The following is a 12,373-nucleotide window of genomic DNA, read 5'->3' as shown; positions in this document are numbered from 1 at the left end:
CCGTGCTATGAAATTAGTCATATGTTGGTCAGTTAAGGAAATACTACCAGTTAAAATGATAATTAGTTATATTTTTTCTGACTTTGCAACAGAACCTCTGTTTTTATCATCCAAATTAGAAGATAATGTTGTTTTACCAACTCCCCCATCTACTGCATTGAACGTTACAATAATCATATCCACACCTCTTTTTCGTTTGTTTTCTTATACACACTAGTATGCATATCAATCTACACATTGTTATACACACAACCTATTTACCGCTTCTTTTTATCTATTTTTAGGTAGGGGAGGGGACTTGGTTCTTTACTTGTAAAAAGTTGCCTTCTTAGAACGCATATAACGAACGTTTTGAATCCATCTAATACTTTGTACCCTTTTATCCAAATTCGTCCACATAAGCCTTAATTTTAGCTTAAATGATAATATTGTTATCCAAAGCATATACAAATACCTCAACTATACAGATAGGGGATATATAAGCCTAAATAAAAAAGATCAGGCTATATACCTAATCTTTTCAATATTGCTATTTATTTTCTTCCGCTTCTTATCATTTAATTTGATTCAGTTTAAGTTTAGCTAATACAAAATATCATTAGTTGATATTTTTAGAAAATCCGTAAGAATTTTTTCAAAACCATAAGCTTTATAAAACTCATGTGCTTTTTCTCTTTCTGTTCTAATTCCACTATTTACTGTCATCGCTTTACAATTTAACTTATCAGCTAACTTTTCAGATTCCTTTAGTAATAATGATCCTAATCCTTTTTCTCTAAACTTTGAATTAACAACAAAAGCCAATATACGCATATATTTCCCATTATTTTCATAGAACATCATTCTACACATTCCACTAAACCCAATAATTTGATTCTCCTCAATCAGTAGTAACATATAATAATCTTTGTGATTATTAATTTCATTTAAGCGATGAATAAGTTCATTACGCGTCGTTGGATATCCTAAATCATTATATAATTGTAATAAGTCATTGATTTGGCTAAAGTCTTTTTCTTTAAACAATCTCGTATATATGGTTATAAAAACACCTGCTTACTTATAAAATACCATATGCGGCTTTGTATCTTTATAATAATTCATTCTATTTTCTAGTGTGCCAATGTGTAACTCTAACTTATGTCCATCAGGATCAGTAAAGTAAATTGATTGCTTATCTCTTAGGTTTCTAGTTCGTCCTTCTAATATATTCACGTTATTTTTCTTGAGCCATTGATACCAACTATTATATTCACTTTCCTCTATAGCAAATGCTGTATGTATGTGTGTATGAATATTGAATTTCATTTCGAGGAATATCTTTTTCTTCATTTAATGCCACCCATAAGCCACCAATATCAAGATATGCAGTTGTTTTTCCACTTACTAATAATTCTCCACATAAAATATCTTTATAAAAAGGTATAGAATTATCTAAATTACTAACAGAATAACATATATGATTGATAGATTTTATCATTATAGCCCTCCTATTTATGTTAAAAAGTATTATATAATACTTTTAGAAAGGAAGTGAGCATTTTTGGCAATATTTGCATAAATTATAATTTTTATAATATGTACTTTTGTTGTGTCTATTTCTGTTAATTTTTTAAATCGTAATGACAAGAGACTTCCTTGGAAAAAAGTATTCATGTTTGCAACTATTTTTTCTATAACTATATGCCTTGTTTCTTTAATACTTCAGCTATTATCATCTTAAAAGTACAAAAGAGAAGGGAATACCACCCTAGATAACCTGTTAAAAATTAAAGTTAAAATTCATTAGAAAATGTTGAGCTATGTTCATTAATTCTTTATTGGTAACTCTACCGATTATTTGAATGTTTCTTCCTGCTCTTTCTGTATAATCTAAACTGTACACTTGTTTAGTATTTACTTTACTATTCGGCTTTAAATTTTTATTATTAATTGGAACAAAATAAGGTCTGTCTTTATCTGTCGATGTTATCGGACAAACGATCACTAAATTGGAAGCTAAATTATATTCATCTCGACTGATTACAATAGCTGGTCTTCTTTTTTTAATTTCACTACCTTTTGATGGTTCAAAATCTATATATATTAATGTCCCTTGTGAAATACTATTCATCTAATTCATTTCCTAAAGTTGTAAAATTTTGAGCTAATGAATCTTCTTCGTCTATAAATTCTCCTGCCGTTACATCCTTGAAATAATCTTGTATCTTAGGAATAAGAGAAATTGTTCCGTCCGCTTCTTTTGTTATATAGAATTCTTGCCCTTCAGGAACATTGAATTTTTTGGCTATTGTTACCATCACAGCATTACCTTGTTTTCTTGTTTTTACTTTATCCATAGGTATTACCTCCTGCTTTTGATTATATATTGTAAATCTTCATATATGTAATTACAAGTAATTACACTCTTAGCATAATTTTAGCTTTCACTCATTGTCATTTCTGCGCCATTTCATTAACATCCATACACCTAGCTTTTATAACTGCTCTTCAAATCCACTTCTATAGATGTATTTTCCTATATAATCATCTGTTTTAATCACGTTACCTTACACTAAACAAAAGACTATTACTCCGTAATATTTATAATTATCGTTATGATCTGTACATTATATAATCAATAACCACCAATTTGTACACTCTTATACATGATTGTCTACTGTTGTCTATGTTTTAAATAAAAAAGAGAAGCATTTAACCGCTTCTCAAGTTCTTTTAATCTTAATCTTTAACCATTTAATCTATAACTTCATTCTGGCTAAATTGTAGTATCTGCAATAGGGTTCTGTTGCAAAGTAAAAAAATATAGCTAACCACTAATATGTCATGTCAGTGTTCGTTTAACTTGCTAGCATGATGCTAATTTTGTGGCATGACGAAAATCCGTAGATCTGAAGAGACCTGCGGTTCTTTTTATATAGTCCATAAATACATTCAATGCCTTTGATCGTATTCTTTGCCGTATTGATACTTTGATAACTTATTTTCTTTGATTTGATATGACGATGATCTTGTTCAATGAGATTATTTAAATATTTAGAAGTACAATGACAGTTCGGGTTAAGTTTAAAATCTTTGATTAGTTTAGACATTGCAGCCTTCGTTGACGGTGCTTGGTCTGTAATTATCATTTTTGGTTTTCCAAATTGCTTGATAAGCCGCTTAATAAACGCATATGCTGAGTGATTATCTCGTTTCTTACGTAATGAAATATCTAGTGTATGGCCATCTGCATCAATCGCACGATATAAATAGCACCATTTTCCTTTTATTTTGATATATGTCTCATCAACACGCCATTTATAATAAGCTTTTTTATGCTTTTTCTTCCAAATTTGATACAAAATAGGAGCATATTCCTGTACCCATCGATAAATTGTTGAGTGATGAACATAGATGCCTCGTTCTCTCAATATTTCAGATATATTTCGATAACTTAATGCATATCTTAGATAGTAGCCAACGGCTACAGTAATGACATCTTTGTCAAATTGTTTATATCTGAAATAATTCATCCTCTGCACCTCATTTTTGTTTACTATTTATTATACTATATTTCTAACTTTGCAACAGAACCCTATCTACTGTGTGATAATCTGAAGCAATCGTACTATGTAGATACTAATTTTGCATTTTGCCATTCGCCAATGTTATAATTTAGGTAACGAAAATAAGTATTCACTTATACACCAATCCCCCCACTACTCGCAATAGTGAGGGGATTTTTGTTGGTGTGGCTATATGTCACCTATTTCTTATTGCGTTTACTTAGCCAATGAGTAAAAAACGCAATGGCACAGCCACTGATGACTGGCGCTATGATGTGAACGAAAATAAGCATCACTTTATACACCTCCTCTCTGCGTCTGAATTGACGCCTGAGAGATAGGCGACTCTATCATTATATCATCAAAAATGTACAAGCACAGGTGCTTATTTTCGATAAGTTAAACGATTCTATTTTAGAACACAAAGAAATTAATATTATTTAGAATGATGCATAACTAGTGCAATGTATAAGGTATATATAACTTGTTTTACAAAAATCGTTAATGACGGTATAATTAAATTAACGATGAAACAATGTGCATAGGATAGCAAAACCCTCACAGCCGACCAAAGCTTTGTGGGGGTTTTTGTTTGTAATCATTTAATCTTATCATAGATATAGTTTGCAACTATACCGAATAAAATATATGTCATTGTCAATCGGGCGTTAGAAGTTCGATTGCAATAGGTATATTAGAATAAAAGGGATTTGAAAACATCATAAATATTAGAGAAGGTTATCAAGCTTTTCCAAGATTACTAAAATAATTAATGAGTGTACAGAAAATGGATATTTTCTGTACACTCTCTTTTATCTCTAAACAAGTAAGTAATTTATAGATTTATATGTTCATAAACTCATCAAATAATCTACGTTCATAAAAGGTCTTGGGATTAAGTTATGGTACACTAACTATATGAATGCATAGGAGGTCATCATTTTGAAAATAGGTTATGCAAGAGTTTCAACTGGATTGCAAAATTTAAATTTACAGGAAGATCGGTTAAAGGCGTATGGCTGTGAAAAGATATTTAGCGATTATATAAGTGGTTCAAAAAGTAAACGACCGGGTTTAGATAAAGTGATTGAATTTGCGAGATCAGGAGATACGATTGTTGTGTGGAGATTAGATAGATTAGGACGTAATATGGAGGGTTTAATCACACTAGTCAATGAGCTTAACGAACGAGGGGTGAGTTTTCATAGTTTAGAAGAAAATATAACGATGAATAAATCAAGTTCTACAGGACAATTATTATTCCATTTATTTGCGGCGTTTGCAGAGTTTGAACGTAATTTAATTTTAGAACGTTCTTCAGCGGGTAGAATTGCTGCTCGTGCCAGAGGTCGTCTTGGGGGTCGACCTGAAAAGTTAAATCGTAAAGATTTAAAACTACTCAAAACACTTTATGATAATGGGACACCCATTAAAACTATTGCAGAGCAATGGCAGGTTTCACGTACAACAATTTATCGTTATCTCAATAAATTAGAGAACAAAGAAGATGAAAATCATGGAGAAGTATCTAACTAATTTGCAGTTCAACTGTTTATAGAATTAAACGAGATAATGAGGCATTTTTTGATTAATAGTGTCTCATTTGCTCTAGAAAGTAATACAAATGAGGATTAATCATCAAATTACGAAAACTTTATGAAAATCATAGTCAGATTTTTATTTCTATACATGATATACTGACTTTAGAAATAAGGCTACGTGTTGATACACGTGGCTAGAAATCCAGTTAAAACACGGGGGCTTTTCGGTTTATATAACCATTCTACCTATTATGCCAAAAGTTGAGAATGGTTATTTAGGGCTCTTAATTAGACATGCTATACCTTCTAAGAGTAACAACTATAACTATAGGCGTTACCTCTTTTCAAGAGATTAATCATCGTCTATCCAACTTTGTTACAATAGTCATTCTACCAAATCCATATATCTAAATTAAAACTACGACTAATCTTTTTAATGGGAGACATAAAAATGATTTTTCTTTCATATAGGTATATGACACCAAAAAGAAGAGTGTATATGCATATCTATATGTTTATACATATGTGTATGTTGTTGTTTATTATAAGCATACCTTAATTATACAAAACGAATTATTGAAATCTAGCGATCCAACTATATTATTAGGGTATGCTAATTTTGGAGGGAACAATAATGATTGTTGGCTATGCGAGAGTCTCATCAGTGAATCAAAATTTAGAACGGCAATTAGAAAATTTAAAAGTTTTTGGGACTGAGAAAATTTTCACTGAAAAACAATCAGGAAAATCAATAGATAATAGATCTGTCTTTCGAGAAGCTCTTAATTTCGTCAATATGGGCGATCGCTTTGTAGTAGAATCGATTGATTGTCTAGGTCGCAATTATGATGAAGTTATTAATACGGTTAATTATTTAAAAGACAAAGACGTTCAATTAATAATTACAAGTTTGCCTATGATGAATGAGGTTATTGGTAATCCATTATTAGATAAATTTATGAAAGAATTAATCATTCAAATCTTAGCAATAATTCCAGAACAAGAAAGAAAGAAAACTTCGACAAGCTCAAGGGATAGAAGTCGCGAAAAAAATGGTGTATATAAAGGGCGTCCTTTATTGTATGCAGCTAATGTAAAAGATCCTCAAAAACGTATTATCTATCATACAGTAGTAAAAATGTTAGAAGAAGGAAAAGCCATTAGCAAAATTGCGGAAGAAGTTAATATTACAAGACAAACAGTTTACAGAATTAAAAATGAACTATTAGGCAATGCAAAACCTACAAATGACTAATATAATACAACGTAGAAGAGATATAATAAGTCTGAGAAGACATCAAAATGATTAGAAGAACAATCATAAAAAAGAATTATTTATTACATACTAAACTAAGACTCATTAATGCCTTTCTAATTCTATTTGACGGAGAATCATAAAAATACACCTCAAAATTAGATTAATAAATCTAATTTTGAGGTGTATTTAAACATACTCAATTTCTACTAATTAAAAATCTTTTGCTAATCAGAAAAAAAGGGAGAAACAAAAGATAAAGTTGCAGCTTTATCTTTTGTTTTTTATAAATCTTTGCTTTTCATTTTTGTAAGTTCTTTATTCATCTTCCTCTTGTTATTTTTTTGACCTTTATACCATTGCTCTAGTAAAAATATTAGACCTAATACCAAGAGAACTAATGATGTTATTATTCCTAACCTATCAGTAACTAACATAAATATAACAAATCCACTAAAAACAATAGGAATTATTAGACCTAGGTATTTATTAGTTGAAGATGAAAGAAAATACTGTATTGCTAACATAATAATAAGTATAACTATAGTTATTATTTCATTCATTTAAATTTAACCTTTCTTTTCAGTATAGTATAGATTAATGATTTTCTTAGCATCCGACAGAGATATTTTATCTTCAATAGTTAGATGTTTAATATATTTAACAAAATCACTTTCATTTTGTTGATCCACAATATTTAATTTTTGAATTAAATTATTCAGTCTTAAACGAACTGTAGGATAAGATACTCCGTAAAATTTTGCTATATCTTTTAATGAACCAGATGAAAGAATGAACTGTTTAATAAATTCCATGTCTTCATTTTCAAGAGACAATAACCATTCCGGTATTTTTTTATCAGTCATCAATTATAATCCCCTTTAACTTTTACAATGACATATTAACATAAATTTTAACAAAGTTCAACGGATCTTTAATTTTATTTAAGGACACCACTCACATAAGAGTTTTTAGTACTTCTACTAATTGAATAACAAGTAAATCTATTGCTAAATTAACAATACCTACTAAGATAGCCCATATTATCGATGATTTTAGAGTTAATTTCGACACTGTATATAAAACAACCCACACTAAATAAGGAAATAACAAATTAATAAGGTTAAATGCTGCTAGTTCTGGAATATTGCTATTAAAAATATTTAGGCTAATAATACTGTACTCACTAGTATCTAATGAAAACATAGACTGTACTATAGTTACAATACCATTAAAAACCGTTAAACATAACATTATAAAAACAGAAGATGAAAATATTATAGCCACTTTAGTCTCTGACTTCATGATTTTAGAAATCGTTAAAATAATCAAAAAAATTATTAAAATCGAAAATGTAACATTAAATATAGCTATTACTAAAGAGCTAAGAAATTCTATTTTTCCATTTTGCATGTAAGAGTTTATTATTCCTATTAAGCAATACATTATGACACCTATTATAAAATGTATTATCCATTTATTATTGTCATTAGATTTTTTTACGCTTTGTACAAACAACATTTTTTCTATATCCATAATACACTTCCTCTAATTATTTAATAATATCAATCAGTTCTTTTTTAGATGCCGCACGGGCCGGAATCCATCCAAAGACAATACCAATTAAGGAGGAGACGCCCACCGCGAGGAGGACTGAACCTAGGGTAACTGAACTTTTAATATAATCTGGTGTTAACGCATCAACGAGAGCGGCAATCGCTATTCCAATGACTAAACCAATGATGCCTCCGATTAAACACAAAATGACACTTTCAATTAAAAATTGAAGTTCAATGTCGCGTCCTTTGGCGCCAAAAGCACGGCGAATAGCGACTTCTTCCGTACGTTCCGCCACAGAAATGTACATCACGTTCATGACACCGATACCGGCAATAAAGAGGGAAATACCTGCTACCGCTGCCACAAAGTACGTAATCGCATCAAATACTTTGTTGATGTTTTTCATGAGCGCTTCCATATCTGTGTATTGGTACGTTCCGCTACCCACAGCCGACCCGCTTTTATTTAATTTATCTGCGACCGCATTGGCCACGTCTTTTTTGCTCATACTTTCATTAAACTTTACTTCTAATTGCGGCGTTGCGGAAGTTAAATTTGGCAAATAACGATGCAATGTGTTAGTAGGAATTTGAACGAGGTTTGGTGTGACCATCTCATTTTGGATGCCAACCACTTCAAATCCCATCCCATCAATATAGATCGTCTTGCCGACCGCATCTCCTTTAAATAAGCTATCAGCCACATCGGAACTAATCGTTGCGACGCGTTCTGAGGTTTCGTTATCATCAGACGAGAACCCTTTTCCTTGTTGGGTCTCACGTGCGGACGTTTTCGGTTTAATCGTGATATCAGATTTTTTATTAACGCTCCGAGCTTCACTGCTTAGTCCATCTTGATCATTCTTCTTCAGTTTCGCATCTTGTACCCCTTTCACTTGTTTGGCAAGATCTAGATCTGAGGCCGTGAAAGGTGTCGTGTTCGCCGGGGGTTTTCCTTCGGCGGCTTGATTATCTATATAATCAATGAGCACGGTATTTTTAGACGCCCCCGCATCATTGAATTCCTTATTGGTAGTTTCTTTAAACCCGTTTCCCAATGACATGATGGTAATGACCGCGGCGATACCGATAATAATCCCAATCATCGTAAAAATATTACGACGCTTATTTTTCAAGATAGAACGTAAGGCGACGTGAATAATATTGTTAAAGTTACCCATGCACGTTCACCTCTTCTTTTTGAATACGACCATCTAAAATATGAATGACGCGATCGGCTTGTGCGGCGACTTTCGGATCATGCGTGACTACAATCATGGTTGTCCCTTGTTCTTTGTTTAACTTTAAAAACAATGTCATGATATCTTGTGAAGTCTTTGAGTCTAGTGCCCCTGTCGGTTCATCCGCAATGATAAACTTAGGTTCATTAACAATCGCCCTTGCGATAGCGACACGTTGCTGTTGGCCTCCTGAAAGCTTGTTCGGCACAAGTTGTTCTTTATCGTAAAGACCGACTTCATGTAACATCGCTCGCACACGTTCTTTACGGGTTCTTGCAGAAAGGCCGGCATAGAGTAAGGGAATACTCACATTTTCTAAAATCGTATTGTTTTGAATCAGCTTAAAGTTCTGGAACACAAAGCCAACAGTGCGGTTACGGATGGCGGCCAGTTCATTATCTGAACGTTGTTGGTAATTATGGCCATCAAACAAATAGTCGCCTTCGTATCCGCGATCGATAAACCCTAAAATATTGATAAGCGTACTTTTCCCTGAACCTGAAGGCCCCATAATCGCCACAAATTCACCTGCATCGATTCGTAAGTGAATGTCTTTTAAAATGTGATTCGTTTCGTTGCCGTTTTTAAAACTTCGGTTCACATGATTGAGTTCTATCATGAGGACACCTCAACTTTTTTCCCGTCTTTTAAATCGCTATCAGGATTTTTGATGAGTTTGTCACCTTTCTTCAGACCTTTTTTCAAAATGAGGTCCCCATTATTGTCATCATATTTAATTTGTCGTTTATGAACTGTACCGTCTTTATCCACCACATACACGTGATCGTCTTTCGTCAGCACAGACGATGGGAGTTTAATCGTGTCGAGGGGGATCTCAGCTTCAACTGAGAAACCGTTACGCACATCAAAATCTAAGTCCCCAATCATCACAGTATATTTTGAAGATGCGCTGTCATCTCCGCCAGTTGGATTGGTTTCCGTCGGATTAGACGCGGTCATCGCTTGTCCTTCTCCAGAATCTCCACTTGGGTCGGCCCCACTCATCGCACCTTGTCTACCTGCTTGTTGATCTTGGTCATAACTTGTCGGGAGTTCAGAAATACTTTTAATTTTGCCTTTTCCTTTTTTACCAGTGCTGGTCACGGTAACATTCACGTCGTCACCGACCGAAATTTTGTTTAAATCAAACTCCGAGACCGTCGTTTTAATTTGAGGTTCATCGGCGATTAATTTTAAAATCGGTTCGCCGTTACCCACATTTGTCTTTTTAATATCCGATACAATCCCATTGAACGTCGCATAGACACTGTCGTTCACTTGACTATCATATTGATTCAGTTGTTTCCACGCTTGATTGATGGCTGTTTGATCCCCTTTAGCTTCTGCTTGACGCACTTGTTGATATAATTCATTACGTTTATTCGGGTTAATATCGTAATTAATCAGAGGGGTGCCTTGGGTAACACGTTGCCCTTCATTGACTTGTACACTGACGAAATCCCCTAACTGCGTATTATTTTGATAAGTTTTAATAGATTCTGGCGAAACCTTTCCTGTCACTTTAATCGGACTTTCAGTTTTTACCTGATATGTATCATACTTTGTTATTTCATTTTTATCGTTATCTTCTGTCATTGCTTTAGTAATAAAAGCAACTATTAATAGAAAACACAAACCAATTATTGAAAGTAAAATTAGCGTTTTTTTCTTCAAAATAATTTCTCCTCTTATGTTTTTAAATATAGAAGTAATCCTCTAGATAAACAATATTGTTCGTTGCAATTAACCCATACGTTTAAGGTATATATAAGTAAATACGAAAGAAAGTTTTACCAATTTAATTTTATCTGATTTTTCACTTATTGGAAACACTTCTTAGAATGTTTTGTGATAAGCTTAATTATATATAAAAGCGTTTTTATTATTAATATTGATTACAAAGGGGATACAGTTATATGGAAACACTACCTATACCAAATTTGAAACTTTCAAAAAATGTTGTGAAATTATGGGTTGTATCTCATTTTATTACGCACTCTATTACACTAATATCAACCGTTTTACTTTTATTTTTATCTATACATTATGAATGGTATGAAATAGTAAAAATAATTTTCATTATTATAATTTTTTTAGTTTTAATATCTTTTTTCGCAGAATTATTATTTATTTTAAAATTCAAGTATGATTTGTTTAGATTCAGTATAAGTGGAGATTTTTTGCAAATAAAAAAAGGTGGAATTTTATATAACCAACACATTGTAGTTTATATAAAAGACATTTATTTTTTTGATATTTACCAAAATCCATTGATGAAAAAGTATGATTTGTATACTTTGAAATTTAAAACTGTAGCCTACACTCATGAAATAGCTGGTATATCTTCTAGTCGTGTGAATGAATATTTAAACTATCTATCTGAAAATAAAGTACTCGATGAGGAGGAGGAAAAGTGAGAAATTTTAGGGAAAATAAAGAGCTAAAAATAAAAATACATCCTTTTTGGATGTTATTGGCTTTTACTGCGAGATTAAGGGATTCTTTATTTATATATGTGTTAATTAATTTGTTAAGTCATTATATATATAGTATTTTGTTTTTCAAGACCCCCATTTTAATATCGTATATCCTCATATCTTTAGTTAGTATTATTTTTTACTGGAAAAACTATACCATTGAAGTAAATGAAGAATTTATTCTTTTAAAAAAGGGTGCTTTCTTCAAAACACAAAAAAAAGTGGACTTAAAAAATATTGTTGGATATAGCATAAATAAAAACATCTTTGAGAAACTTTTAAATTTATCTTCTTTGAAGTTAACTACAGCAGAGATAGATTCAAAAGAAGGAATTAAAATTCATTATATTAATAACGATAATTTGAGGAGGCTATTGTCTTTAATGCAAGTTAACAAGGATGACCATAGTTATCCTAATGTTGATTTTTCAATAGATAAAGTTTTATTAACTAAGAAAGCTTTTTCTTCAGTAAGCGCTTTGATTTTTATTAGCTTCGTTTATACTTTATCTAATCAAATATCAGATTTTATAAAAATTAACATACCAATAAAAAACATTATTTCTTTCTTTCAAGAAAGTACATTTAATTTTATCTTAGGTTTGTCCCTTTTATACCTATTCTCTTTAATTTTTTCTTTTATTAAAACCTTTTTAACATACTCAAACTTTAAATTATTTAACAATGATAATTTTATACGTACTGATCATGGGCTTTTAAAAAGTAATGAAAATTTAATCCAAAAAGATAAT

Annotated in this window: 15 protein-coding genes and 2 pseudogenes; 5 read left to right on the top strand and 12 right to left on the bottom strand. The window is 31.5% G+C overall.

Annotated features, from left to right (window positions below):
• Positions 1-582: 582 nt before the first annotated feature.
• The 6 genes and pseudogenes from CD138_RS12640 to CD138_RS14090 all read right to left on the bottom strand — a co-directional run bounded on the left by CD138_RS12640 (position 583) and on the right by CD138_RS14090 (position 3,844).
• Positions 583-1,026: a GNAT family N-acetyltransferase gene (locus CD138_RS12640; protein ID WP_019167421.1), complete on the bottom strand. Its 444-nt coding sequence runs from the start codon at positions 1,024-1,026 to the stop codon at positions 583-585.
• 30 nt (positions 1,027-1,056) lie between these two features.
• Positions 1,057-1,480, bottom strand: a pseudogene (fosB, locus tag CD138_RS12635) (FosB/FosD family fosfomycin resistance bacillithiol transferase).
• A 282-nt stretch (positions 1,481-1,762) separates the two neighbouring features.
• On the bottom strand, positions 1,763-2,113 hold the full coding sequence (locus tag CD138_RS12630) for a type II toxin-antitoxin system PemK/MazF family toxin (protein ID WP_019167422.1): 351 nt from the start codon (positions 2,111-2,113) through the stop codon (positions 1,763-1,765).
• Positions 2,106-2,339, bottom strand: a complete 234-nt coding sequence (mazE, locus tag CD138_RS12625; RefSeq protein WP_019167423.1) for a type II toxin-antitoxin system PemI/MazE family antitoxin — start codon at positions 2,337-2,339, stop codon at positions 2,106-2,108. Before mazE ends, CD138_RS12630 begins: the two co-directional genes overlap by 8 nt.
• A gap of 501 nt (positions 2,340-2,840) precedes the next feature.
• Positions 2,841-3,515, bottom strand: a complete 675-nt coding sequence (locus CD138_RS12620) for an IS6 family transposase (RefSeq protein ID WP_096560280.1) — start codon at positions 3,513-3,515, stop codon at positions 2,841-2,843.
• A 233-nt stretch (positions 3,516-3,748) separates the two neighbouring features.
• The gene (locus tag CD138_RS14090; RefSeq protein WP_115341668.1) at positions 3,749-3,844 is read right to left on the bottom strand and encodes a type I toxin-antitoxin system Fst family toxin; all 96 of its coding nucleotides are present in this window, start codon (positions 3,842-3,844) and stop codon (positions 3,749-3,751) included.
• A 356-nt stretch (positions 3,845-4,200) separates the two neighbouring features.
• Between CD138_RS14090 and CD138_RS14730 the strand changes: the two are divergent.
• The 3 genes and pseudogenes from CD138_RS14730 to CD138_RS12610 form a co-directional block, all read left to right on the top strand.
• Positions 4,201-4,317, top strand: a pseudogene (locus tag CD138_RS14730) (rhodanese-like domain-containing protein); the annotation flags it as partial.
• A 173-nt stretch (positions 4,318-4,490) separates the two neighbouring features.
• Positions 4,491-5,084 (top strand): recombinase family protein, encoded by a 594-nt coding sequence (locus CD138_RS12615; protein ID WP_096560282.1) that lies wholly within the window; start codon positions 4,491-4,493, stop codon positions 5,082-5,084.
• A gap of 639 nt (positions 5,085-5,723) precedes the next feature.
• The gene (locus tag CD138_RS12610) at positions 5,724-6,344 is read left to right on the top strand and encodes a recombinase family protein (protein ID WP_019169741.1); all 621 of its coding nucleotides are present in this window, start codon (positions 5,724-5,726) and stop codon (positions 6,342-6,344) included.
• Positions 6,345-6,628: 284 nt separating this feature from the next.
• Here CD138_RS12610 and CD138_RS12605 read toward each other — a convergent pair whose 3' ends face one another.
• The 6 genes from CD138_RS12605 to CD138_RS12580 form a co-directional block, all read right to left on the bottom strand.
• Entirely contained in the window at positions 6,629-6,871 is a 243-nt protein-coding gene (locus CD138_RS12605; RefSeq protein WP_258026516.1) for a hypothetical protein, read from the bottom strand.
• A gap of 42 nt (positions 6,872-6,913) precedes the next feature.
• A complete protein-coding gene (locus CD138_RS12600; protein ID WP_019169739.1) occupies positions 6,914-7,210 on the bottom strand; it encodes a DUF2089 family protein in 297 nt (98 codons plus the stop codon).
• A 91-nt stretch (positions 7,211-7,301) separates the two neighbouring features.
• A complete protein-coding gene (locus CD138_RS12595; RefSeq protein ID WP_019169738.1) occupies positions 7,302-7,880 on the bottom strand; it encodes a hypothetical protein in 579 nt (192 codons plus the stop codon).
• A 16-nt stretch (positions 7,881-7,896) separates the two neighbouring features.
• A complete protein-coding gene (locus CD138_RS12590) occupies positions 7,897-9,084 on the bottom strand; it encodes an ABC transporter permease (RefSeq protein WP_019169737.1) in 1,188 nt (395 codons plus the stop codon).
• Entirely contained in the window at positions 9,077-9,763 is a 687-nt protein-coding gene (locus tag CD138_RS12585) for an ABC transporter ATP-binding protein (RefSeq protein ID WP_019169736.1), read from the bottom strand. Before CD138_RS12585 ends, CD138_RS12590 begins: the two co-directional genes overlap by 8 nt.
• Positions 9,760-10,818 (bottom strand): efflux RND transporter periplasmic adaptor subunit, encoded by a 1,059-nt coding sequence (locus tag CD138_RS12580; protein WP_019169735.1) that lies wholly within the window; start codon positions 10,816-10,818, stop codon positions 9,760-9,762. The genes CD138_RS12585 and CD138_RS12580 overlap by 4 nt, the downstream gene beginning before the upstream one ends.
• A gap of 242 nt (positions 10,819-11,060) precedes the next feature.
• On the opposite strand from CD138_RS12580, the gene CD138_RS12575 reads away from it, so the two are divergent.
• Together CD138_RS12575 and CD138_RS12570 are read left to right on the top strand one after the other, a co-directional pair.
• Positions 11,061-11,561, top strand: a complete 501-nt coding sequence (locus tag CD138_RS12575; protein WP_103266001.1) for a PH domain-containing protein — start codon at positions 11,061-11,063, stop codon at positions 11,559-11,561.
• Positions 11,558-12,373: PH domain-containing protein (locus tag CD138_RS12570; protein ID WP_142380761.1), on the top strand; the 816-nt coding region annotated here is incomplete at its 3' end. The genes CD138_RS12575 and CD138_RS12570, both read left to right, overlap by 4 nt.

Origin of the sequence: Staphylococcus intermedius NCTC 11048 (assembly GCF_002902385.1) — a bacterium.
GTDB lineage: Bacteria > Bacillota > Bacilli > Staphylococcales > Staphylococcaceae > Staphylococcus > Staphylococcus intermedius.
This window is presented reverse-complemented; position numbering and strand designations above follow the sequence as displayed.